We start from the raw sequence: 22,336 nt of genomic DNA on the forward strand, positions 1-22,336 counted from the left end.
GGGACTGGCCGGGTTCGAACCGGCGACCTAGCGCTTCAGATTTGTGTGAGTTTCCCCACTCTCTGGACTATACCTTCACCATAGGCTTGCAGCCTTTAGGTGGTGACCGTCTAGTCTCTAAACCTTCCTGATTTCAATATAGGCGATTGTTTAATCGCCCTGAACTCAGGCTTGGCTTGGTATTGCCTTAGAGTCATAGGAACCCACGAACTCTTTAGGTTTCACCAAATTTGACCACATTCACTCCCAGAGTTTCCTCGCAGGGTGCCCGATTCTTCAGGAGGCGCTTGCTCTATCCATCTGAGCCACAGCCCCAGTTGCTAAACCGTTTTGATTATAGCAGTTAATGTCGATTTTGATTTTTTTTTGATGATTACCGATCGCCACTTGCGAGTTTGGCAGCGATGCGGGCAAAGTTTTCTGCTGCGGTGAGTTTACCAGCACCGTAACAGGCGCGCTGTCTCCATGCGGTGACGGGGAGATGTCCCAGGGGAGCATCTTCGTTGAAGGAGAGCTCGCTGTAATATTTCCAATTTTCCTTGACTCGCCAGCCGACTCGATCGCAAAATTCAGTATAATTTGCCTCGGTACTTTCCCAAATCTGCTGCTGCACGCTCAACCCGAACCGCCCGCTGCTGTATTGTTGCCAAAGTTTGTCGATCGTGCGAAGGTCTGTAGGAGGAAAACTGTCAATATCGGCTGCACTCAGCCAGCCTTCGTCTTCCCTGACAGCGATTTGCAGCAAGAGTTCCCAAGTGTGTTCATCAGCTTTGCGCCATTTTCCGGTTTCTAATAGCTTTGTCAGTTGGCGGTAGTCCATCCCCACTTCGGAGATAGCCGGAGTTGTCGCAGGTATAGCGCCGATTTTGTCTTCCAGCCGCAGTAGAGTGCTGACAATCAATTCGGGGTTTAGTTGTTCGAGGCGGTAGAGAACCCATTCTAACTGAGATTGCAGGTACGTGCGGGCGATCGCACCTTGCTGCAATTCCCCATGCAACTCATCAAATTTAGCTGACCAATTTTGTTGAGTGCGGGCCAATTCCCACATTTGTTTTGCCCACTGCAATCTAACTTGTTCTTTTTTTAAATAAGTTTTGGAAGGCTTAGCACGTTGCGGGTAGGGAGTCACATCCCAGCCGCAAATCGAGCAAAACTCTGCTTTTTCTTCTCTGTATTCAGCACCGCAAACTGGACAGTTAGACATATTGCCATAAATTCGGTTGCCAAGTAATTATAGGACATCTGGTAAATTAACCCTAATTCGATTAGGTACGCACGGAACACCCTACAATTACAGTTTATCTCTAGTAATGTGGGCATTTCCACCCCAAAGTTAGAGTTAATTATACCGCTCTAACAAGGCAAGCGAATAGTAAACAAACTGCCTTTGCCCAACTCTGATTTTACGTCGATCGTGCCGCGGTGAGCTTCGACTATTTGGCGACAGAGGTGTAGTCCCAAACCTGTGCTGGATTTCTTGTGAGTTCCCGAGCTAAACCTTTCAAATAACTTTGCTTGTTCGGTGGGAGAAATGCCGGCGCCGGTGTCTTTGATTTCTATGATTACCCATGCCAGCGGTTGGTTTTTGAAGCTCGTATAAGCAGGTGAATTGGCAGCTTTTAAGCTGACATCTATTGAGCCATTGTCGGTGAATTTAATCGCATTTCCGATGAGATTTGTTAGCAAGCGGTGCAGTTCCAGACGATCGCCCGGATACTTCGCAATCGGTGCACTTTCTGCACTTTCTGTCAAGTCTAAATTTATCGACAAACCTTTAGCATCCGCTAGGGGAGCTAGTTCTTCAGCTACTTCTGTAATAAGCTGGCGCAAGTCCACGGGAGCGAAACTTAGGGATTTGCGGCCTGCTTCGTAGCGATATACTTCCAGCAACATATTTACCATCGTGATCAGGTTTTTGTTGCTGCGAACCATCGTCCCGAAAGCGTCGCGCATGGGGAGGGAAATTTCTCCCAAAGCTCCCTGCTGCATTAAACTTAGCATTCGATCAGCTGCTACGAGGGGCGTCCGCAAGTCGTGAGCGAGTCGGGAGACAAAATCTTCGCGCTGGAGGGCGATCGAATTGCGCTCGTCTACGCTGTGTTTTAGCCGCAGGAGCGATCGTACCCTCGCCAGCAGTTCATCCATTTCGACGGGTTTGCGGATGAAATCGTCTGCTCCCATGTCCAATCCCTGCACTACGCTGGCACTGTCGTGAGCAGTGATCAGCAAAATCGGCATAAAGGGCAATTCCTTATTGTCTCGGATTCGTTTAGTGACTTCGTAACCATCCATTCCCGGCATCATCACGTCTAGCAGTACCAAATCCGGGGCTGACTTGTCAATTTGACTCAAGGCCGAAAAGCCGTTTTCTGCCGTGCTAATTTCGTAACCTTCTTCTTCTAGGATTGTCTGCACCAACAAAACATTATCTGGTGCGTCGTCTACCACCAGAATCCGATCGGCTTTTGTGGCATTAGGAACAGATAAATAACTCATTTAATTGTTAGCCTGGAAATAAATACTAACTTTAATATGGCATCCGATTTATGTTTTCACATTTTTCCACTTCTTAACTCTGTCATAAGGAATATATCAAAAGTTTATCAAATCTTTTTACTTTTGAACACTCGGATGTAATATAATCTACTACTTGGTTGTCATAGTATGCACGCCGTCCCAATCATCGGGCGGGGGTACTTCCAAATAGCTCAGGGATCGGTCGAGGTGAACTTCCACAGGTCGATCGTTCGGTCGCATAGCTAAAGCCGCTTCAAAACAATTAATAGCTTTGTGAAAATTTCTAGCAATATAAGCATCCCGACCGTTGCTGTAAAGTTCCAAAAACCGAACGGTTTCCCCATCAATGGGTTCAGAACTATTTTGCAGCAACTCGTAAATACCCACCGGCTGATTTTTTCCCTTAACCCGCACCTTGTCCAACTCTCGCACCCAAATCCCTTCGCGACACAAACTGTATGTAAATTCGCTCAAAATTATATCGCAGCCGTACTCCTTTGTAAGCTGTTCCAAGCGCGAACTCAAATTCACCGCATCCCCGATTACCGTGTAATCCATTCGCTTTTGGGAACCAATATTTCCCGAAACCACCTCTCCCGAACTAATCCCAATTCCGAAGCGAAACGGATCGGCGCCGGGGCGAGAATCATTAAACTCTTTCAAACGTCGGCGCATATCTAAAGCCGACTGAACCGCCATCCAACCGTGACTTTCCGGAGGATTCAGCGGCAGGGGCGCGCCGAAAACCGCCATTAAAGCATCGCCGATAAACTTGTCTAAAGTGCCTTCGTAGTGGAAAACGGCCTCCACCATCGTCTCAAAATATTCGTTCAGCAGGGATACCACATCGGACGCTCCCAAATTTTCGGTCAGCGTGGTATAGCCACGAATGTCGGAAAATAAAATAGTCACTTCTTTGCGTTCGCCCACCATCAGGGCGCCTTCACCCAAGGCCATCACTTTATCTACGACTCCAGGAGTCAGGTAGCGGTACATCGTATTTTTCATCCGCTTTTCGTGGCTGATGTCTTCGAGTACCACTAAACCGCCACGCACGCCGCCCTCTGGATTGAGCAGCGGGTTGACAGTCAAATTCAAACTACGTTCAATTACTTTTATTCGAGCGGCGGGGATGGGCAGCGGACAATAAGGGTGATACAGGGCAGAATTTCGCAGCGCAAATAGAGATTGGGCATTAGCTAATTCTGCCAGCGCTACTTCCTCAGTCCACGCGCGGTTTTCGCCCCAAGCGTAATATAAATTAGGATCAGTGCGATCGGGCACGGCCAAAATATAACTTTCTTCTTCTTCTTCTTCTTCTTCTTCTTCTTCTTCTTCTTCTTTTTGTTGAGAATTGAGCGTTTTTTCTACCAACAGTCCCACAGTTAAACTTTGTTCGGGAACGTAATGTCTGGCAGCATTGTTGAGACTGTCTTCGAGTCGAAATTGCAAATTTTCGATCGGCACAACTTCCCAAACATAGCGATTCACCAGTTTATCTTCCCAAATCTGGGGATTTGGTTTGCTTTTAGCTTGATTTACCGGACAGCCCAACAATTCTAGGGCTGCTTCGTTGATAGTCACCACTCGCCCCTTCAAATCAGTGGAAATCACTGCATCAGAAAGACTTTGCAGCATATCTTTCTGATACTGCTTTTCCACCATCACGTTCTGAAACAGTTGAGAATTTTGCAACGCCATTCCTGCTTGGGAATTAAACGCTCGCAAAAACTCTTCGTCGGAAGGGGTGAAAGTACCTTGGTTCTTATTAATTAGCTGAGTTACCCCGATCAGCTCACCTTTAGCGTTATGCACCGGCATACACAAGACAGTCCGAGTGCGGTATCCCGTTTGCTGGTCTGTAGAAGGGTCAAAGCGGGGATCGTCGTAAGCATCTGTAATATTTAGAGGTTGACCAGTCGAAGCCACGTAGCCAGCAATTCCCCTATTCGCCGGAAGGCGGACTTCCATCATCGTTGTGCCGTCAGCCTTAGCTAATTTTGTCCAAAGTTCGTTGGTTTCCCGATTTAACAAAAATAGCGTGCTGCGATCGGCCTGCATCAAGTCGCGAGCTTGATCCATGACAGAGCGCAAAGTGGTTTCCAAGTCAAGACTTTGACCCAAAGTCGTGGTCGCTCTCAAAAGTGCGGCAACCCCTCGCTGGTTGCGGGCCACGACGTAGAAAGACTGACAGCTTTCGAGAATAATCCCGATCGAATCTGCAAAAGCCTGGAACTGCTGTTCGTCTTCCTCGCTAAAGGAGACTTTGCCAGCTTTATTTAACAGTCTGACCACCGCCACGGGTTCCTGTTGGCTCTTGCTGCTAAAAATTGGCATACACAGCATGGTCTCGATGTGGTAGCCCGGTGGTTCGTCTACTTCGGAATTAAAATACTCGTGCGATCGAGCTTCGGCGACATTAATAGATTTTCCGGTTGTTGCTACGTAGCCTAAAATGCCTGCATCCATAGGCAAGCGTACTTCTACCTCCTCGCCCGTCAGTGGATCGAGTGTTTTGTGCCACAGTTGATTTTTGTTGGAGTCAACCAAAAAAATTGTTGTCCGGTCTGCTTGCAAAATTTGGCCAATTTTGACAGTGAAGGCATCTAAAAGTTGCTCTAAGAGACTTTCGAGTGCTTCATTGTTAATCAGGTCCATCGCCCGGATAAATTGCTGAAATTCAGCCGTGATAAAGTCCAGCAGGCACACTAATTCAGGAACTGGCAGGCTCTTAACACGGGAGGTCAATGCCCCCATAAAATTGACTTGAGTCAGTGTAGCCAGAACGCTACCAGTATTGGAGAATGTCATGATTAACTGCTTGCTCAGAGGGGTAGACTGACCGCAGGTCGATCGGCGCTAGATTCGGCGGCGGTGCAAACTCTTGAATTTGTTTGCCAGCGCATCGGCACTCGCTTGTCGTTTTGATGAATCGTGAGTTCAAAAGTGGCGCACGCAACTTCAGTTTGCTTGTTTTGTATGCTCGATCGATCTTTTTTCCAACCTCGATAAGCTGTTGCGGCATTTAAATTGTCTGTCAAAAAACAATCTAACTCTTGTGGGGAGTAGGGGTTGGGCGTCCCGCCCGCCCTGAATATGCAATTAAAAGGCGCGACAGCTTACTGATGAGGGTTCGTCAATTCAAGCTGAACTTGAGTTCGCAAAACAGAAGGCCTGAAAATTAGGTGACAGGCTTTAGTTCGATCGAGAGTGCAATGTGGATTGGACGCCCTGTGCTCGGCCACAGCGCGCGGTGTGACTGTTTTAGCGCACTCGGCGACCGTATCCAGTCAGGTAAAGGGCGCTATGAAAGCAGCGCGCAAGGCATTCCTACAGAGCTTACTCATAGTTTAATGGTAAACGCAACAGATACATTTAACCCGGTAAATCCAGGATTGCGCCTCGATATACTGTGTATGGCAGATCAGGCATCGCTTTTAGCGATCCCTAATAGGGAGGTATCTCTCAAAGCTTTCAACAAAATATTGAAAGCGCTATTCAATGCGTTACGCTTTTGGGGGCTGATCCGTTACGCTTACTACGAAACTTTTTCGCTTAGTCCGATGCTTCGGCGCTGGTTTTAAACGGTAGCCTATCCTATTACATACTAAGCTGTTCGACATTCAAACTGCACTATTTGTGGGCCAGACCCCATACTGCAAGGGGTTGAGGCAATAAATTTAAATGACTAACAGCTTACCAATGTCTACCGCTATCTTCTAAGAGTTTACAAGAATTCGTTTACTATACGAAAACAGCAGGATAACGACGGTAATTTATGCAGCAAAAAAGTTCGATCGGTCTTTGAAAACATCCCTATTCAATACCAAGTGACGATCGAACAGCCAAGCTAAGCTGGCGGCGATGTTTAAAGGTGCTACAGATCCTGACATTTAGGCCGCTCTGGGCATAGACTCGGCAAACACCACGGATTGATAGTACCGCTGCAGTTGTGCGGCGGCGGCGGCCCAACCCCAGCGTTCGGCTTCTCGGCGAGCGTTATGGCGCAGGGTTTCCCGTTCTTCGGGATTCGCAAACAGACGCTTGGTGGCGGCGAGTGCTCCTTCTTCGTCGGCGGGGTCAAATAAATATCCGTTAACACCGTCGGTGACGATATCGGGAATTCCGCCGCTGCGCGCCGCCACTACAGGCGTCCCCGCAGCCATTGCTTCTAGGAGCACTAAGCCCAGGGTTTCGGTGCGGGAGGGAAAAATGAAGGCGTCGGCCGATGCGTAAGCTCTTGCGAGTTCTTGCCCCTTGAGGTAGCCGACAAAATTGGTGGGTGTACCGCCAAAATATTGTTCCAGGGTTTGCCGATGCGGGCCGTCTCCTACTAGGGCGAGGCGGGCGTCGGGAATCGCTGCGAGGACTGGTTTGATGCGTTCGATTTCTTTTTCTGCACCGAGGCGGCCGACGTACAGCAGCAAGGGACTGTCTGGGTTATTTTCAGAAAGGCGCGATCGCATTTCTCGACTTGCCAATTCCGGGACAAACATTTCAGTATCTACACCCCGCTGCCACAAATCTACCCGCTCAATGCCGTGGGTTCTCAATTCTTCTACCATTGCTGTAGAAGTACATAAATTCAGTTCTGCTTGGTTGTGAGCACCTTTGAGCAATTCCCACAATAAAGGTTCGAGGACTCCAAAACCGTAGTGGTGCAAATATTTGGGCAAATGCGTGTGGTAAGAAGCCAAAATCGGAATGTTGAACTTTTTCCCGTAATATATACCCCCCAATCCCAAAATAGCGGGATTGACAACATGAATAATATCAGGTTTAAACTGCTCTAATTGGCGACCGACAGCCGGAGAAGGAAGTGCCATTTTCAATTCCGGGTACATCGGCAAAGGCAAACCCTCCACACCATAAACTCGTGCGCCTTTGTATTCTTTAATCCCGTAATCTGGAGAAAATATCAGAACTTGTTCGCCCGATCGCTGCAAGTGATCTACAGTGTGAATCAGGCGCGTTACAATGCCGTCTATTTTCGGCAAAAATGTTTCAGTGAAAAGAGCAATTTTCATAGATAGTAAGTTACTTAGGGAGCCGATAATCCTAGCCTCTGGAAGATGTCGGGGTCGATGACAGGATACACTGCCTCACAAGGAGTCAGTAATTGCGTGCTATCGCCTCCGTTATATTGACGCTGTTGCTGCACGAATTGGGAAATATCCTCAATTTTAACAATCCATTCTCGCGCGTAACTAGCTAAAACACTGCCGCGCAAACCGAGTTGAATTGCCCGCCGATCCATTTTCGATCCATTTGGGTGATGATCCGGGTCCCATTGCAGCCGTACAGCCGAATTTTTAACAGCTTGTTGCCATTCTTTTTCGCTTCCATACACTGCTGGAACGAAATTAGAATGGACAGCAGATGCTAAAATTTCGTCAAAAGCCGATCGCTTCAGCCAAATAGCAAGAATTACTTCTTGTCCGGGTTTTGTTCCCCATGCCGATCGATACATCATCCATAGAAAGTTTGGCTTAATCCAACTCATACGATTCAGGCTGAATTCCCCGCCGAAATAACCATTTTCCGCTGCAAAATGACCGATCGCCGGACGGTAGGCTTGGTACACTACGACGGTATGTTCATCAAATTGTGCCAGAATGTGACGACCTGTTTTCGGCCATTTACTTGCCTGGTTTAAGTACGGTTCTGTTAGCAGCTTCACCACAACTAATTACTCTCGTGATGTTTCTGGGGGCAACATACAAACTCCGTGAATTCCTATCCCTACAATTATCCCGCCTCAAAGCAATCCCACACCTTCGGCAAAGCAATTAATTCTGTGAATTTCCTTTGCTGTTCTGGCAATTAATATTTCTGTTCCAGAGGCAAATGGGGCTTCGCTATGGAATTTTTTAATTAACCGCAGAGGACACAGAGGACACAGAGCAAAAGAGAAAAAAGAGAGATCATCTTAATATACAGCAAACTCCATTCAGAACTTGCGAACCCTTCTCCTCTCTTCCCTTCTTTTCTCTTACTTCGCGCCCTTCGCGCCTTCGCGGTTCGTTAAAAAGCTCTTTCCCCGCAGAGAGAGGCCCGAACTTACTTCCAAGAAACCTTCGGCAAAATCTGGTTTTTATCGACACGGTGCTGATATTTTGTAGCAAAATTCAGCAGAGAATCGAGCAGGGAATCTGAGAGATAGTGCGGTTGCAAACCGAGGTCTAGCAAATTGGTGTTTTTGGCATTGAAATAATGTTCTTCTTTCTCAACTCTGGGATTTTCGAGGTGGTTGATTTCTACTTTTAATCCCATAGCCATGCCTGCTTTTTGCACCAAGGAGGCTAAGTCGCCCACGCTGAATTGTTCGGTGAATTGGTTGAAGACGCGGAATTGTCCGGCTTCGGCGGGGTTGGCGATCGCCAATTCCACGCACCGCACGGTATCCCGAATGTCTAAGAAGCTGCGGGTTTGTCCGCCCGTGCCGTAAACTGTCAGAGGATGACCGATCGCAGCTTGGATGCAAAATCTGTTCAATGCTGTACCGAATACTCCGTCGTAGTCCAAACGGTTGATCAACAGTTCATCCATGCCGGTTTCATCTGTGAGCACGCCGTAGACGACGCCCTGATTTAAGTCGGTGGCTCTTAAACCCCAGATTTTGCAAGCAAAATGGATGTTGTGGGAGTCGTGGACTTTTGACAGGTGGTAGAAACTGCCCGGTTGTTTGGGATAGGGTAGTGTATCCTTGCGACCGTTGTGTTCGATCGTAATGTAGCCTTCTTCAATGTCAATATTCGGCGTGCCGTATTCGCCCATTGTCCCCAATTTCACTAGGTGACAGTCGGGGAAGTCTTCCCGGATGGCGTACAGCAGGTTGAGTGTCCCGACGACGTTATTGACTTGAGTGAGGACTGCGTGTTCGCGATCGATCATTGAGAAAGGTGCCGAACGCTGTTCGCCGAAATGGACGATCGCCTCTGGTGCAAATTTTCTCATGCTTTTGCTGAGAAAATCGTAGTTGGTGATGTCACCGACGAACAAGTCGATCGACTTGCCCGTTAAATCTTGCCATCGCTGGAGTCTTTGCTGAATCGGTGCGATGGGAGTGAGGGTGTCGCTGCACAGTTCCAGATCCCAGTGCCGCCGCACGAAGCTGTCGAGGATGCCAACTTCGTAACCCTTGTTAGAAAGGTAGAGTGCGGTTGCCCAACCGCAATAGCCATCGCCACCAATAACCAGGACTTTCATAAATCAACGGTGAATCTTGCTTGCCAATACTGGGTTAATGTATCAGGTTATGGTGCATTCTGAACCTTTAATCAAGCGTGTTCGCCTAGGAAGGAGTCTGTTTTTTTTGATTAAACCTGAATTTCGTCGGCGAAACTGGCCCGGCGGGTGAATTCAAAGGGGCCGGCCTGGGCTCCCCAGACATGGGCGTCGGTTTCTGGGTCACGTCCGCGATCGTGGCTAATAAATTTGTCTTGGTCAATCTCGAATTCGCTGTCTAGATAGGTTTTTTTGCCCTTTCTGACCACCATGCAGCCTTTTCCGGGTTCGACAGACCCTTTGAAGCTGTGGCCCGTCCACTGCGTAATAAAGGTGCAGCCGGGAAGTAGAGTCAGTTGTGCTTTTTTGATTTCTTGCAGCCGTTGCGGGTCGCGGGCAGCGCCGTAGAATTGTTCTTCGTTTTCTATGGCATAATTTTCGATGTCGATTCGATCGCCCACCGGGACTAATTTTAAGACTCGGACTCGGTACGGTACATTCAGTTCAATATCGTAGGCTTGTTCTAGGTACAAGCTGAGCCCATCCAGAACTTCGAGGGGCAAAGGCCTCATGCAGACGCGGATGTGGGCGAAGAAGGGCGGATTTTCAAAGGCTTGGGCTTGGTTGCTGAAGTCGGCGGCCATCCAGCGGGCGAGGGTGACGATATCGGTGGAATGAGTCATTTCGATTTTAGATTTGAGATTTGAGATTTTGGATTGAGGGAGTAGAAATTATTTTAGGGGATAGCGGGCGATCGGCTATAGAAGGTAGTTATATGGTTTACGAACAAGTAAAGAAACTGCGGCGATAAGTACGGCATTAATCAACGTATCCCATTAGCGCGATCGCCCTTTTCTTCTGCCAACTCTCGAATTTGTAGTCGAACTCGCCCCATTGGTGCGCCCTCAATCTTCCAAAACCTCAACCAAATCTTCCATCGTCACGTCGAAGGCGCGGGCAATTTTGTAGACAGCAGAAAGATCGACTGTATTCAAAGCATCGCGCCTCCCGTAGCTTTTTACTGTGTTGTAGTTGACTCCCGAGCGATCGGCAACTTCTTGGAACGTCCAACCTCTTTGCTCAGCTAGTTCTCGAATCCGCAATCTAACATATCCCATTAGCGCGATCGCCCTTACTATTCCAAAAACTCGACCAAATCTTCAACTAAACCAAAAGGAGTCCCGCGCTCTACCTGTACCCAGGTGAGCGTCGGGAGGAATTTGCGTGAGCGAAGAGAGCCGCCCCGAACCAAACCGATGACTTTATGTGTCCGAAGGTGAGGGGCGGTCGATGAGCGAACAAATAATTTTTGCTACACCACTTGCTTTTGCCATCTTCACGAGATAGAATTTTCTCAGAGTTCGTGAAAGTAATGCCTCAAATAATCACCGCCAAGCTAAAACTCAACCTGAATGCCGAGCACAAAGGTTTGGTGTCTCAGACTACCTTGGCTTATCGCGATGCCTTGAATCATACTTCGCGAGTTGCTTTTGATGCGAACAAAACCAGCAATGGCGCTAAGTTGCAAAAGGCTGTTTACAACGAATTGCGTGTTCGATTTGGGCTGGGCGCTCAGATGGCTTGCAATGTACCCAGACAAGTGTCGGCAACCTACAAAACACTCTGGACTAAGGTAAAACAATCTAACGATGCTATTGCCAAAGGGTACACCAAGAAAAGGTACAAAGGACTAGACCAGCCCCCTAAGTATATTTCTCGAACCTGTACCTTGAATTATCAGCGCGACTACTCGTTCAAATCCGAGCAGAGGGTGAGTATTATTACCCTAGCTGGTAGAATAGTAGTTTCGTATGATGGCTACAACAAGCATCTGGATTTGATTGCCAAGGGTTCCAAGTTTGGAGCAGCTAAAATTGTCTATCAGCGTTCCTCTAAGGTTTACTATTTGATGGTAAGTATTGAGGTAGAAACCCCTGAACTCGACCCACTGAAAATAACCATAATTTCTGGCGTTGACGTGGGGATGCGCTACTTAGCCGTAGAAACAGACTTACAAAACAAGTCTAATTTCTACTCAGGTTCAGAAGCTAGACATAAAGCCAACCGCTATCATAAAGCTAGACAAACTCTTCAGCGTAAAGACACTCGTTCGGCAAAGCGCAGACTAATTGCTTTGTCGGGAAGAGAAAGACGGTTTATCGCTGACGTGAACCACCAAATTAGCAAGGATATTGCCAAACCTAATACTTTGATTGGACTGGAAAACCTAACCGGAGTTCGGGAGAGAATTAAGTCCAAGTCTGGTAAAAAGGCTAGCAAGAAACAGCGAAGAGCTAATCGAAATAAAGCTAAATGGTCGTTTGCCGAATTGCACGGCTATATTGACTACAAAGCTAATTTGAACGGCTCTTTAGCTACTAAAGTCCCAGCTCATTATACTTCGCAAAGCTGTCCAAACTGCGGACACACATCAGCAGGCAATAGACCAAAAAAAGGGCTATTGTTTCGCTGTGAATGTTGCGGACACGAGCTTCATGCTGATTTGGTGGGTGCGCGAAATATTGCCATGAGAACGTTGCTTGTCCGGCAGGACTGGACGAGTACGGGGAGCTTGTCAGCATCCCCTAATGTGTCGGGCCGTGAAACTAAAGCTGAGATTCTGCAAAGATTCTCCCAATTGCGGTGGAGCTCAGATACAAGCCCACATCTCCGGCGGTACTCCGCTTGATGCTGGGTAGTTGACTCATGACATCAAAAGCAAGGGCGATCTTCTGAACGGCACTCAGATCGACCATACTCATCCCATCATCGCGTCTAGCGTACCCTTTAACCGTGTTGTAATTGACCCTCTTGGCGATCTGCCACGTCTTGCAGCGTCCAGCCCTTTTCTTCTGCCAACTCTCGAATTTTTAGTCGAACTCGCCCCATTGGTGCGCCCTCAATCTTCCAAAACCTCAACCAAATCTTCCATCGTCACGTCGAAGGCGCGGGCAATTTTGTAGACAGCAGAAAGATCGACTGTATTCAAAGCATCGCGCCTCCCGTAGCTTTTTACTGTGTTGTAGTTGACTCCCGAGCGATCGGCAACTTCTTTGAACGTCCAACCTCTTTGCTCAGCTAGTTCTCGAATCCGCAGTCTAACGTAGCCCATATTTGGCTTGACATCGGTGCATATATACCCGACAATAGCTATGTACACTGAAAACGATCGCCCTCCTAGCCTCGAAAACTTAAGGGCGACCGTTTTTCTACCAAATCCCGCTTTCGGCGGGAAGGATTACCCTATGATACCAACATCCAAGCCCAAATTAAACACTCATCCCTGGTGTATCGTGCGGCAATTGCCAAATATGCAGCGATTGGTGGTTGCTCGGTTCCACCGTCGGGGCGATGCTGATGGATACATACAGATTTTACAGCGGTTGTTACCGGCGGCTAAACACGCGATCGTTTTTGATACGACAGGGGCTGAGAAATTGGCACAAGTGCGATCGACTCAATTAGAACGAATGTTGTAATTAATTAGGAGCGATCGTGTTTTATAGCAAGTGCGATCGCTCTTTCCTTAAATTACTTAGGAGCGCGAATTAAATAATTTACACAAGTTTGTGGGGTGTCCCGCCCGCCATTGCTGGACGGGCGGGACGCCCATCCCACAAGAACCATCACGCATTGTAAGTTATTTAATTCTCATTCCTTAACAACGGATAAGCTACAATATTCCCAGAGTATCTGAGATCTGTTATTCCTGTCAGGAACCTCAGCCTAAAGGCATGAGGCTTGAAGGAGAAATCTAACAAGCCGTTCTGACCAGCCTAAGTCTTAATTGGCTACGTTTTTTGAGTCACGACACCGGGAGAATGCGAAGCTAGTTCCCTGCTCTGTCGCTGGTAGTTAAACAGTCTTAAGGTCACGCTCGACAGTGCTACGGGCCTAACAAGCTCATTAAACCTTGGCGAAGCTAACTTTACCCCGCTTTCTTAGGCTCGAAAAGAGCAAAATACTATGCGTACAGGATTGGAAGATTTGAGGCGGTAATTGTCCCGTTGAAAGTGCAATACAAAAGTACACCAAATTAACCAGTCCCAAGGCGGTAGTAAATCAAAAATGTAAAGCCGTCCTAAAAGGACGGGGTTTCTACCCATTTTTCTGATGAATACTCAATTAATGGTAAAACCTTCTTCTTTGATGCCCCAAGGCATCAAAATGGTAGAATTTGGGAATATTTACTTATTCAGATTTACCGACGATCTTCAATCTCGCATGGAAGAACTGCTAGAGAGAAAAAGACTAGATTTGTTAACTGTCGAGGAAATTCCAGAATTAGCTGGCATCATCGAACTATCCCGAATTTTTACGTTGATTAACGCCCAACTTTCCACTCAAGCTAAATGGTGTCCGATCGCACTCGACAATTTATACGACAACGAGCTAAATATCTCTGCGAATACTGCCACTCTCCAGAATATCTAAGCCCTGATCGGTTTACCATAGATCATCTCATGCCCAAATCTCTAGGCGGAGCTGATGACAGTGAAAATTTAGCATTAGCTTGCCGTCGCTGCAACGAACGCCACTACAATTTTACCAACGGAATTGACCAGGAAACTCAGCAAGAATGTTTATTATTTAATCCTCGTCAGCAGCAGTGGTCAGAACATTTTATCTGGACAGCAGATGGCCTAAATATTGTCCCTAAAACTCCCATAGGTCGAGCAACTTGCAATCGGCTTGACCTTAATGATGAACGTTATGGTCACTGACCCCAGCCTAAAGGCGTGGGGCTTGAAAGACGGAGGTTTACCACCTTCTTAATTCAAGACTAAAACAGTGTCTAGCCATTAATACTGAACTGCCTGAGAGTGGTATCTCGCAAGACGTTAAGAATGCCTCCCTAGTTTTTAACCGCTCTGGCAGTCAGTGGCGAAGGGAAATATACACCTAGAAATAGGACTTACCGTAAATGTTTGTACCCGTTGTAAGCAGTGAAAGTAGACCGTTAATGCCGACTACCCCAAGCCGCGCTAAGCGTTGGATTAAGTCAGGTAAAGCAACACCATTTTGGAGGAAAGGAGTGTTTTGTGTCCGACTTAACGTAGAACCTTCAAGCCACAACTATCAACCTATAGCGGTTGGTATCGATCCCGGATCTAAGCGAGAAGGATTTACCGTTAAATCCAAATCGCAGACTTACTTAAACATCCAAACTCATGCAATTGATTGGGTAAAAGACCATGTTGAGGTCAGACGGAAGATGCGACGTGCTAGGCGGTTCCGTAACACGCCGTGTCGCCAAAACCGAGCCAACAGATTAGTCAACAAAAATCGCATTCCCCCATCAACTAGAGCGAGATGGCAGTGGAAATTAAGGATAGTTAACTGGCTAACCTCTATGTTTCCCGTATCAGCTTTTGTTGTAGAGGACATCAAGGCACGAACCAGGAAAAACGGACGCAAGTGGAATGTATCGTTTAGTCCTTTAGAAGTAGGCAAACACTGGTTCTACTCTGAACTCCGAAAGATTGCCCATCTTGAGATTAAATCTGGAAACGACACTTACAACACGGGCGATCAATATCTAAAACTCAAAAAATCAAAACAGAAGCTATCAAACAAGTTTGAAGCGCATTGTGTTGATTCTTGGGTATTAGCTAATTGGTGTATCGGAGGACATATTCAACCTGACAACACCAAACTAATAGAAGTAATCCCCCTTGAGTTTCATCGCAGACAACTCCATCGTTTGCAGCATTCTACTGGTCATGTCCGCTCTCGGTATGGTGGCACTTTAAGCGCGGGGTTGAAGCGCGGTTCGATCGTTAAACACCCTAAATATGGGTTCTGTTACGTCGGGGGTTGGCAAGAGTCACCAACAAAGAAAAACCCACGTCGAAAAACAATTAGCTTGCATAGTTTGAATACTGGTAAGCGTCTAACTCAAAACGCATTGCCCGCAGATTGTAAATTTTTGTCTTACAACTCGTGGCGCATTACAAATTAAATTGTAAAGCCGTCCTAGAAGGACGGGGTTTCAACCCATTTTTCTGATGAAGAGGATTCGATTCGGCGATCGCGCAGGTTTTGGGTAGAAGGTGGTTGGCATCCACCTGCTGAAGATGCTCGTCAATTAGACTAAGCACGATCGTTCAAGCCAAAAGTTTTATGAAATGAATCACTTGCGCGATCGATCTACAGATAAAACTAGAGATTTTTCGCGCAAATACTTCGCCCAAACGATACTTTTACCAGAGGTTTTAAACCTCTGGTAAAAGTATCTAAATGAGCAAATTAGATGAGTTTGACAGCCCGCAGACCAAACATCAGCACTGTCGCCAAGCCGATCATGCCACCAAAAAGCCCGAAATAAGTTATTGCTCCGCTAAGAGTCATTGCCATTTCTCCAAAACAATGAATAAAAAGACATTTGACACTCCCCAGCCTTAATGGGTGGGGATTCTTGGTTCACTGATACACCTTAAAACTCTCTATCCTTTCGGCACTACTTAAACCAAAAACCCGTTCAATAGAACTAAGTTTCGAGTCTAATTTAGAGGAGTCCCAGCGGGCTTATCTCCGCAAGCTTTAGAGGATTGCTCCCCTTGTTTCCGTATGCCCTACGGTACAACTTGAATATCAAGTATTTGATTTTGCTGGTTCACGGGTGATCGTTGGCTACCCTAGCTCTGTTTATCGTGGTTATCGCCATCCACTACGCATTACTACTTCCTATCCTGTCAAGTGGGGACACCCCAGATTTATATTGTCTTGTGATAGCGGTTTTTCAGCCTGTGCTATCTCTAGTATGCCATACTAGAGCGACACTATATCGACATTAATCCGTCGAAGTGACGGGGTTTTCAACCCAATTTTCTGATAATCTAAAATCTAATATCTAAATTAGATAAATATGCAATCCATAATTAAAGTTGACTTGGGGCCACAATCTTACAATGTTTGCGTGCGATCGGGCGGTTTAGACGAACTCGGCAGTCTGATGGGCGATCTAAGTTTGGGCAAAAAAGTGCTGCTGGTGTCGAATCAGTCGATTTTTCGGCAGTACGGCGAAAGAGCAACAGCGGCCATCGAATCGGCCGGTCTGGAAGTCAGTAGCTGCATTTTACCACCGGGAGAACAGTACAAAACTTTAAATTCGGTGCAGAAAATTTACGGTGCGGCTTTGGAAAACCGCTTAGAACGTTCCTCGACAATGGTGGCTTTGGGCGGCGGCGTGGTTGGCGATATGACGGGTTTTGCTGCGGCGACTTGGCTGCGGGGAATTAATGTCGTGCAGGTTCCGACTTCGTTGCTGGCGATGGTTGATGCTTCTATTGGCGGCAAAACGGGCGTAAATCATCCTTTAGGGAAAAATTTAATCGGGGCTTTTCACCAGCCGCGCTTGGTTTTGATTGACCCGGATGTACTCAAAACTCTGCCGGCGAGGGAGTTTCGTTCGGCGATGGCGGAAGTCATCAAGTACGGGGTGATTTGGGATGCTGAACTTTTTGGGAAGTTGGAGAATTGCAAGCGTTTGGATCAAATGCGCTATGTGAAGGCGGATTTGTTGGCAGAAATTTTGAGCAGGTCTTGCCAAGCTAAGGCTGAGGTGGTAAGCAAAGACGAGAAGGAATCGGGTTTGCGGGCGATTTTGAATTACGGACACACCATCGGTCATGCTGTGGAAAGTTTGACCAATTACAAGGTGATCAATCACGGGGAAGGAGTGGCTATCGGCATGGCTGCGTCAAGCCGGTTGGCTGTGGAGTTGGGAATGTGGGATGCTGAGTGCGATCGCCGTCAATCTGCTTTAATTGAAAAAGCGGGTTTACCTGCCAAATTGCCGGCTGGTGTGGATGTTGAGGAAATTTTGCATACTTTGCAACTCGATAAGAAGGTGCAGGATGGCAAGGTGCGGTTTGTGCTGCCGGTGCGCTTGGGTGAGGCTGCTGTGAGCGATCGGGTGGATGGGGATTTGATTATACAAGTTTTGAAGGAAATGCTTTAGGTTGGGGTTTTTGGGGCTGTTTAACCGCCGCTGAATGCTGATTAACGCCGATCGCCAAAGATGTTTTTTCTTTCAATCGGCGATCGGCGGTTGAGGTTAGGAGTCGCTGGATCGCGAATTAATTTCCTCCAAAATTTTCTCTACTCTGTTAGCCGCTTGAGTTCTACCTTGCTTGATAAATAACTCCTTAGCTTTCTTGAGGCTGGCTACCGCCTCCGCTTGGTTTTCCTTGTCTCCTTGTTGGTACAAACCGACTCCTAAATTGTTTAAAGCATCGGGATATCGATCGTTAATTTTAACCGCTTGTCTCCACTGAACAATTGCCTCCGGCAACTGCCCCTGACTTGCCATCGCCACGCCTAAATCGTTGTGAGCTTTGGCGTGCTTCGGGTTGACTTCAATTGCTTTTTGGAATAGAGCGATCGCCTCGCTCATTTTACCTTGCCCCGACAGCATAGTTCCCAACTTGTAATAAGCATCCGCTTCTTTGGGATAGCGAGCGATGAGTTGGCGGTACAAAGCTTCGGCATTGACAGCATTTCCTTGACCGTAAAGGTCGTTGGCAGTTCTCAAACCCACCGTGTAGCCTTTACCTACAACTTGGCACTTCTTCTCGGAGTTGCCTTCCTGCTTGCAAATCCTGAGTTCGTCTCCCTTCATCTCGTAGGACATAACTTCCCGAACAGCAGGGCCTCGGCGCGGTGGTTGCAAGTTCTGCGAGTGCAAGTTTTGCGATAGTTGCAGGGCGATTGTCTCAGCCCCGGCCGGTTTGGCCACTGCGACACTGCAGATTCCTGCACCCACCAAAATGCTTGGGGCAATCCACCTCAAAGGTTTGAACCAGGGAAACTCTCGATCGTTTTTCATGTTTTTTGTGGAAACGTGTTGTTGATATCCTGGGTTTCACTAGCGCCGCAAGAGTCGGAGCCGATGGGGCCCACCCGATGAAATAGTTAGTTATTAACAGATACATTTAACCCGGCAATTCCGAGATTGCTGAGTATGGTAAGACTTGGAAATCAGCAAGAATTCCAGTCAAAGAGGTATCTCTCAAAGCTTTCAACAAAATGTTAAAAGCGCCATTGGTATCCCGGTCTAGTTTGTGACCGCAGGAGGGGCAAGCAAAATGCTTTTTGCCTCCTAGTTTTGTATGAATGTGACCGCACTTTGAACAGGTCTTAGATGTATACTCTTCTGTTACGTCTACTACAACACAACCATGTTTGGCTGCTTGATGCTTCAACGTTTTTTTGAATTTATAGTGACTCAAAGTCACCATCGCTCTAGCTGTTTTCGCAGTCAGGCGACGCTTGCCTTTCTTCACCATCTGCTGAGTCTCGAAAGTCGGCAGAAAGATTACCTTGTATTTGTCACACAGATATTTCGCCGTTTTTTTGTGCAATTCAGAAACCAAATTAAAAATTTGGTTTCTGATTTTAGATGCAGCTTTTCTCAAGCAATAGCGAAGTCGTTTAAAACTTCTCCCCTTGCTGTTGCCGATTCGACTCATTATTTTATCTAGATGCCTAGCAAGACGGTAGATTCTGCCAATATCATACTTGCCCACCTCTAGTACCTCCTGCCCGTCGAAACCCGTCATAAAAGTTCTTACACCGGGGTCGAGTGCCACAGCCAGTCTTGAGTCTGTCGCAGCAGGCTTGCTTTCCTTGACTGCATAACTTACAAACCACTGACCGTTAATTAAGCTTAGGCTTGGCTCGTGCTGCATGACATCCAAAATTGGTTCTGCTGACTTAAAGCTTAAGCCTTTGGTCCCTTGAGGGTAAAACGTACTTGATTTCCAGTTGTCAGTTTGAAATCTAATGGTTTGAGACGTATCTCGACAGGTTCTGAATTTAGCTGAACCTCCCGACTTTTTAGCAGCTTTGTGGGCTTCAAATGCTTGAAATACTGCTAGCTGTCTGGGATTGTAAGGTTGTAGTTTTACCCAATCTGGCGCGCTATCCATAATCTGCTTTCGCAGAGCGTATTTACCAATTTTCTGGGTTTTGAGGATAGCAATTGCTTGGTTGTAACACCACCGACTAGCAGCTATCCAAGTTCTCCAGGTTGCTGCTAATTTCGTTTCCGGGTAAACTCGGATCTTCTTTGATAGTAGATTTGTACTTGCGGAGTCCGTACAATCGGCAACTGAATACGTGGATGATGGCAAGGATATCTTCAATGATTTCTCTTTCTGGAGATAGTTCTGTGCGACCGAGAACCACGAGTTTGCAATCGTTTTGTTCGCACACCCCTCTGATGAGGTCACAACCAAACCTTGCGAGTCGGTCAAGGTGGCAGACCACAATTGGGCTGATAGTTCCTGACATGACTTGTCCCAAAAGGGCAAGAAGACTTTTTCTTTTGAAATTGAGTCCCCCTCCGATATCTTTGAAGACTTGGCCTTGCGGGTAGATTCCTTGGAGGTAGCTGATTTGTCGGTTGAGGTCTTCTTTTTGTGTGGCCCTGCTAACTCGGCAGTAGAGGGCGGTGATTCTTGGATGGAGTCCGTCACTGAACACTGAGTCAATGTCGTAACGTCGCTGGTTGGTAGGAGTTCTAATTGTCTTGATTTTCCCTGCTTCGTCCCAGTTTCTAAGGGTCTTTTGGGAAACCGAGAGGAGTTTACAGGCTTCTCGGGGGGTGACTCAAGCGAGTCATGATGGTTGTTTTTTGCTGGCATCTCCTATGGTATCCTGTTTGGTCGGGTTGTTCCGGGAATTTACAAAAAATAATTTACCTTGTCGCAACAGTCGAGATATTTTAGCACTGCGGGGCCGAGTTTGAGTTAAATTAGAGTAGAATTCCGATCGATTCTCAGTCAACCTTAGCAGGAAAATAGAAATGGGGCAGTCTATTCTTACCATGCTCTTTGCGCTCATCCTCGGCTACGCTGTTAACTCAAGCGTCAAAATAGTCAGCGGTGGCGACGAAGCTTTAGTGGAACGTTTGGGTCAATACAAGCGCACCCTCAAGCCAGGATTCCACTTTATCAGTCCCCTGGTCGAAAAAGTCGTCTGCGTGGACACAAGCCGTGAAAGAGTTTTAGACATTAAACCTCAGTCAGCAATCACGGGAGATAATGTGGCTCTCGAAGTCGATGCCGTTGTGTATTGGCGGGTTGTGAATTTACAGAAAGCTTATTATGGAATCGATCAAATTGAAAATGCGATCGCCAACTTAGTGTTAACGACGTTTCGCGCTGAAATTGGTCGATTGCCCATGCAAGACATCTTGGGTTCCCGAGATGACATGAATAAAAAGTTACTCAAGAAGTTGGACGAAGCTACCGAAACTTGGGGTGTCAAAGTAATTCGGGTAGAAATTCAAAGCATTACACCTCCGAAAAGGGTGCAAGAAGCTATGGAATTGGAGCGCGCTACCAAGAGCGAGTGGCAAGCAATGGTCAATAAGGCGATCGGCACTAAGGAGTATATGAGGCTCTTAGTTGAAGCTTTAGACTCCCATCCCAATAGCAAGCAAGTTTTGAATTACTTAGTAACGGAAAAATACTTAGACGCTCAACAAAAATTGGGCGAAAGCGACAATGCCAAAATTCTGTTTATGGACCCCCGGAGCATGAGCGAAGCTCTGGGCGAGCTGATGGGTTCTATGCCCGATGTGATTCATTCTGAGGGTGGGGAAATAAAAGTTATTGAGACTCCGACTTCTCAAGACTGATTCCTGAAGATAGCGTCGGCAACCAGACAAACATCGTGCATTTCTCTGACATCGTGAACTCGCAAGATATCTGCCAAATTTGCGATCGCACCTGTACAAGCCGCCGCTGTCCCCCAAACTCTTTGTTTCGCTTCTGGCTGATTCAAAATATGACCGATGAAGCTTTTTCGCGATACTCCGACTAAAATCGGACAGTTTAAAACACGGAATTTTCGCAACTCTCGCAGAATTTCTAAGTTTTGACTGTAAGTCTTGGCAAAGCCAATACCTGGGTCGAGAATTATTTGAGATTGGTCAATCCCCGCAGCAACTGCCGCCGCCCTTCTACTCTCGAAAAATTCCCCAATTTCCCCCATTAAATCGCGATAATCTGTCAGTTGTTGCATCGTCTGGGGAGTTCCCCGAATGTGCATCAAAATTATTGGCACTTTTAACTGAGCAACGGTTGACAGCATTTCCGAATCAAAAGTTGCTCCCGAAATATCGTTAATTATATCCGCTCCCGCCTCAACCGCAGCTTTCGCAACCTGCGCTCTGGTAGTATCGATCGAAATAGGAACTGAGCCAAAAATATCGGCTTTTTGTCGCAGTATTTGTACGAGAGGTATAACGCGATCGATCTCCTCTGCTAAGGATATTTCCACTGCACCAGGCCGAGTAGATTGACCGCCAATATCGATAATATCTACCCCCGACTTTACCATGTTTTCCGCTTGCGCCAAAGCAGCTTCTATGGTATTGAAATCTCCGCCGTCGCTAAAACTATCAGGGGTAACATTCAAAACGCCCATTAAATAAGTGCGTTTTCCCCACTCGAAAGCTTTATTTCTAAGTGTAATTTTTTGGTTATTTATCATATCACCTCATCACTCGGCGATTGAAATCGCTTCTTGTCAAACGAAATCCCTCTCTAAAAGACGCAAGAATAAAGCAGAAGCGCCCTTC

Annotated in this window: 22 protein-coding genes and 1 pseudogene; 8 read left to right on the forward strand and 15 right to left on the reverse strand. The window is 46.9% G+C overall.

Annotated elements, in window-relative coordinates:
• Positions 1-373: 373 nt before the first annotated feature.
• From QUB04_RS06555 to QUB04_RS06570, 4 genes are all read right to left on the reverse strand, one after another.
• Complete coding sequence (locus QUB04_RS06555; RefSeq protein ID WP_333282426.1) at positions 374-1,204, reverse strand: GUN4 domain-containing protein; 831 nt, start codon at positions 1,202-1,204, stop codon at positions 374-376.
• A gap of 149 nt (positions 1,205-1,353) precedes the next feature.
• Positions 1,354-2,496: a hybrid sensor histidine kinase/response regulator gene (locus QUB04_RS06560; protein ID WP_333282429.1), complete on the reverse strand. Its 1,143-nt coding sequence runs from the start codon at positions 2,494-2,496 to the stop codon at positions 1,354-1,356.
• Between the two features lie 150 nt (positions 2,497-2,646).
• The gene (locus QUB04_RS06565; protein WP_333282432.1) at positions 2,647-5,328 is read right to left on the reverse strand and encodes a GAF domain-containing protein; all 2,682 of its coding nucleotides are present in this window, start codon (positions 5,326-5,328) and stop codon (positions 2,647-2,649) included.
• Between the two features lie 14 nt (positions 5,329-5,342).
• On the reverse strand, positions 5,343-5,558 hold the full coding sequence (locus tag QUB04_RS06570; RefSeq protein ID WP_333139235.1) for a hypothetical protein: 216 nt from the start codon (positions 5,556-5,558) through the stop codon (positions 5,343-5,345).
• A gap of 174 nt (positions 5,559-5,732) precedes the next feature.
• On the opposite strand from QUB04_RS06570, the gene QUB04_RS06575 reads away from it, so the two are divergent.
• On the forward strand, positions 5,733-6,101 hold the full coding sequence (locus tag QUB04_RS06575; RefSeq protein WP_333282435.1) for a hypothetical protein: 369 nt from the start codon (positions 5,733-5,735) through the stop codon (positions 6,099-6,101).
• Between the two features lie 309 nt (positions 6,102-6,410).
• Here the strand turns inward: QUB04_RS06575 and QUB04_RS06580 are convergent, their stop codons facing one another.
• The 5 genes from QUB04_RS06580 to QUB04_RS06600 form a co-directional block, all read right to left on the reverse strand.
• Positions 6,411-7,544 (reverse strand): glycosyltransferase family 1 protein, encoded by a 1,134-nt coding sequence (locus tag QUB04_RS06580; protein WP_333282437.1) that lies wholly within the window; start codon positions 7,542-7,544, stop codon positions 6,411-6,413.
• Between the two features lie 14 nt (positions 7,545-7,558).
• Positions 7,559-8,200 carry a DUF4291 domain-containing protein gene (locus tag QUB04_RS06585; RefSeq protein ID WP_333282440.1) on the reverse strand — a complete coding sequence of 214 codons (642 nt, stop codon included), beginning with the start codon at positions 8,198-8,200 and terminating at the stop codon, positions 7,559-7,561.
• Positions 8,201-8,577: 377 nt separating this feature from the next.
• Positions 8,578-9,726 carry an NAD-dependent epimerase/dehydratase family protein gene (locus QUB04_RS06590; RefSeq protein ID WP_333139230.1) on the reverse strand — a complete coding sequence of 383 codons (1,149 nt, stop codon included), beginning with the start codon at positions 9,724-9,726 and terminating at the stop codon, positions 8,578-8,580.
• Between the two features lie 110 nt (positions 9,727-9,836).
• Positions 9,837-10,427, reverse strand: a complete 591-nt coding sequence (locus QUB04_RS06595; RefSeq protein ID WP_333282443.1) for a chromophore lyase CpcT/CpeT — start codon at positions 10,425-10,427, stop codon at positions 9,837-9,839.
• Between the two features lie 222 nt (positions 10,428-10,649).
• Entirely contained in the window at positions 10,650-10,862 is a 213-nt protein-coding gene (locus tag QUB04_RS06600; RefSeq protein WP_333282446.1) for a helix-turn-helix transcriptional regulator, read from the reverse strand.
• A gap of 254 nt (positions 10,863-11,116) precedes the next feature.
• Here QUB04_RS06600 and QUB04_RS06605 point away from each other — a divergent pair, with 254 nt between their 5' ends.
• Positions 11,117-12,433 carry a transposase gene (locus QUB04_RS06605; RefSeq protein WP_333282449.1) on the forward strand — a complete coding sequence of 439 codons (1,317 nt, stop codon included), beginning with the start codon at positions 11,117-11,119 and terminating at the stop codon, positions 12,431-12,433.
• A gap of 210 nt (positions 12,434-12,643) precedes the next feature.
• Here QUB04_RS06605 and QUB04_RS06610 read toward each other — a convergent pair whose 3' ends face one another.
• The gene (locus QUB04_RS06610; RefSeq protein WP_333139226.1) at positions 12,644-12,856 is read right to left on the reverse strand and encodes a helix-turn-helix transcriptional regulator; all 213 of its coding nucleotides are present in this window, start codon (positions 12,854-12,856) and stop codon (positions 12,644-12,646) included.
• Positions 12,857-12,989: 133 nt separating this feature from the next.
• Here QUB04_RS06610 and QUB04_RS06615 point away from each other — a divergent pair, with 133 nt between their 5' ends.
• The 4 genes from QUB04_RS06615 to QUB04_RS06630 all read left to right on the forward strand — a co-directional run bounded on the left by QUB04_RS06615 (position 12,990) and on the right by QUB04_RS06630 (position 15,706).
• Positions 12,990-13,223 carry a hypothetical protein gene (locus tag QUB04_RS06615; protein WP_333282452.1) on the forward strand — a complete coding sequence of 78 codons (234 nt, stop codon included), beginning with the start codon at positions 12,990-12,992 and terminating at the stop codon, positions 13,221-13,223.
• A 634-nt stretch (positions 13,224-13,857) separates the two neighbouring features.
• Positions 13,858-14,178: a hypothetical protein gene (locus QUB04_RS06620; RefSeq protein WP_333282455.1), complete on the forward strand. Its 321-nt coding sequence runs from the start codon at positions 13,858-13,860 to the stop codon at positions 14,176-14,178.
• A 29-nt stretch (positions 14,179-14,207) separates the two neighbouring features.
• Positions 14,208-14,468, forward strand: coding sequence for an HNH endonuclease (locus QUB04_RS06625; protein ID WP_333282458.1), 261 nt, complete (start codon positions 14,208-14,210; stop codon positions 14,466-14,468).
• Positions 14,469-14,668: 200 nt separating this feature from the next.
• Entirely contained in the window at positions 14,669-15,706 is a 1,038-nt protein-coding gene (locus tag QUB04_RS06630) for an RRXRR domain-containing protein (protein WP_333282462.1), read from the forward strand.
• Between the two features lie 287 nt (positions 15,707-15,993).
• On the opposite strand, the gene petL is transcribed toward QUB04_RS06630, so the two are convergent.
• Complete coding sequence (petL, locus tag QUB04_RS06635; protein ID WP_333102550.1) at positions 15,994-16,095, reverse strand: cytochrome b6-f complex subunit PetL; 102 nt, start codon at positions 16,093-16,095, stop codon at positions 15,994-15,996.
• A 517-nt stretch (positions 16,096-16,612) separates the two neighbouring features.
• Between petL and aroB the strand changes: the two genes are divergently transcribed.
• Entirely contained in the window at positions 16,613-17,707 is a 1,095-nt protein-coding gene (aroB, locus tag QUB04_RS06640) for a 3-dehydroquinate synthase (protein WP_333139214.1), read from the forward strand.
• A gap of 96 nt (positions 17,708-17,803) precedes the next feature.
• On the opposite strand, the gene QUB04_RS06645 is transcribed toward aroB, so the two are convergent.
• From QUB04_RS06645 to QUB04_RS06655, 3 genes and pseudogenes are all read right to left on the reverse strand, one after another.
• Positions 17,804-18,574 (reverse strand): tetratricopeptide repeat protein, encoded by a 771-nt coding sequence (locus tag QUB04_RS06645; protein ID WP_333282464.1) that lies wholly within the window; start codon positions 18,572-18,574, stop codon positions 17,804-17,806.
• A 106-nt stretch (positions 18,575-18,680) separates the two neighbouring features.
• Positions 18,681-19,811 carry a transposase gene (locus QUB04_RS06650; protein ID WP_333282589.1) on the reverse strand — a complete coding sequence of 377 codons (1,131 nt, stop codon included), beginning with the start codon at positions 19,809-19,811 and terminating at the stop codon, positions 18,681-18,683.
• Positions 19,753-20,358: pseudogene (locus QUB04_RS06655) on the reverse strand (IS607 family transposase); the annotation flags it as partial. The pseudogene QUB04_RS06655 and the gene QUB04_RS06650, both read right to left, overlap by 59 nt.
• A gap of 196 nt (positions 20,359-20,554) precedes the next feature.
• On the opposite strand from QUB04_RS06655, the gene QUB04_RS06660 reads away from it, so the two are divergent.
• Positions 20,555-21,391 carry a stomatin-like protein gene (locus QUB04_RS06660; RefSeq protein WP_333282467.1) on the forward strand — a complete coding sequence of 279 codons (837 nt, stop codon included), beginning with the start codon at positions 20,555-20,557 and terminating at the stop codon, positions 21,389-21,391.
• On the opposite strand, the gene folP is transcribed toward QUB04_RS06660, so the two are convergent.
• Positions 21,382-22,248, reverse strand: a complete 867-nt coding sequence (gene folP / locus QUB04_RS06665) for a dihydropteroate synthase (protein ID WP_333282470.1) — start codon at positions 22,246-22,248, stop codon at positions 21,382-21,384. The genes QUB04_RS06660 and folP overlap by 10 nt on opposite strands.
• Positions 22,249-22,336: the final 88 nt, after the last annotated feature.

Source organism: Microcoleus sp. D2_18a_B4, from assembly GCF_036702475.1.
In the GTDB taxonomy this organism is placed as follows: Bacteria; Cyanobacteriota; Cyanobacteriia; order Cyanobacteriales; family Microcoleaceae; genus Microcoleus.

Excerpts from the sequence above, each read along its gene's own strand:
- QUB04_RS06555 (WP_333282426.1), bottom strand. The coding sequence starts at position 1,204 with ATGTCTAACTGTCCAGTTTGCGGTGCTGAATACAGAGAAGAAAAAGCA.
- QUB04_RS06560 (WP_333282429.1), bottom strand. The coding sequence starts at position 2,496 with ATGAGTTATTTATCTGTTCCTAATGCCACAAAAGCCGATCGGATTCTG.
- QUB04_RS06565 (WP_333282432.1), bottom strand. The coding sequence starts at position 5,328 with ATGACATTCTCCAATACTGGTAGCGTTCTGGCTACACTGACTCAAGTC.
- QUB04_RS06575 (WP_333282435.1), top strand. The coding sequence starts at position 5,733 with ATGTGGATTGGACGCCCTGTGCTCGGCCACAGCGCGCGGTGTGACTGT.
- QUB04_RS06580 (WP_333282437.1), bottom strand. The coding sequence starts at position 7,544 with ATGAAAATTGCTCTTTTCACTGAAACATTTTTGCCGAAAATAGACGGC.
- QUB04_RS06590 (WP_333139230.1), bottom strand. The coding sequence starts at position 9,726 with ATGAAAGTCCTGGTTATTGGTGGCGATGGCTATTGCGGTTGGGCAACC.
- QUB04_RS06595 (WP_333282443.1), bottom strand. The coding sequence starts at position 10,427 with ATGACTCATTCCACCGATATCGTCACCCTCGCCCGCTGGATGGCCGCC.
- QUB04_RS06600 (WP_333282446.1), bottom strand. The coding sequence starts at position 10,862 with ATGGGATATGTTAGATTGCGGATTCGAGAACTAGCTGAGCAAAGAGGT.
- QUB04_RS06605 (WP_333282449.1), top strand. The coding sequence starts at position 11,117 with ATGCCTCAAATAATCACCGCCAAGCTAAAACTCAACCTGAATGCCGAG.
- QUB04_RS06610 (WP_333139226.1), bottom strand. The coding sequence starts at position 12,856 with ATGGGCTACGTTAGACTGCGGATTCGAGAACTAGCTGAGCAAAGAGGT.
- QUB04_RS06615 (WP_333282452.1), top strand. The coding sequence starts at position 12,990 with ATGATACCAACATCCAAGCCCAAATTAAACACTCATCCCTGGTGTATC.
- QUB04_RS06620 (WP_333282455.1), top strand. The coding sequence starts at position 13,858 with ATGAATACTCAATTAATGGTAAAACCTTCTTCTTTGATGCCCCAAGGC.
- QUB04_RS06625 (WP_333282458.1), top strand. The coding sequence starts at position 14,208 with ATGCCCAAATCTCTAGGCGGAGCTGATGACAGTGAAAATTTAGCATTA.
- QUB04_RS06630 (WP_333282462.1), top strand. The coding sequence starts at position 14,669 with ATGTTTGTACCCGTTGTAAGCAGTGAAAGTAGACCGTTAATGCCGACT.
- petL (WP_333102550.1), bottom strand. The coding sequence starts at position 16,095 with ATGACTCTTAGCGGAGCAATAACTTATTTCGGGCTTTTTGGTGGCATG.
- aroB (WP_333139214.1), top strand. The coding sequence starts at position 16,613 with ATGCAATCCATAATTAAAGTTGACTTGGGGCCACAATCTTACAATGTT.
- QUB04_RS06645 (WP_333282464.1), bottom strand. The coding sequence starts at position 18,574 with ATGAAAAACGATCGAGAGTTTCCCTGGTTCAAACCTTTGAGGTGGATT.
- QUB04_RS06660 (WP_333282467.1), top strand. The coding sequence starts at position 20,555 with ATGGGGCAGTCTATTCTTACCATGCTCTTTGCGCTCATCCTCGGCTAC.
- folP (WP_333282470.1), bottom strand. The coding sequence starts at position 22,248 with ATGATAAATAACCAAAAAATTACACTTAGAAATAAAGCTTTCGAGTGG.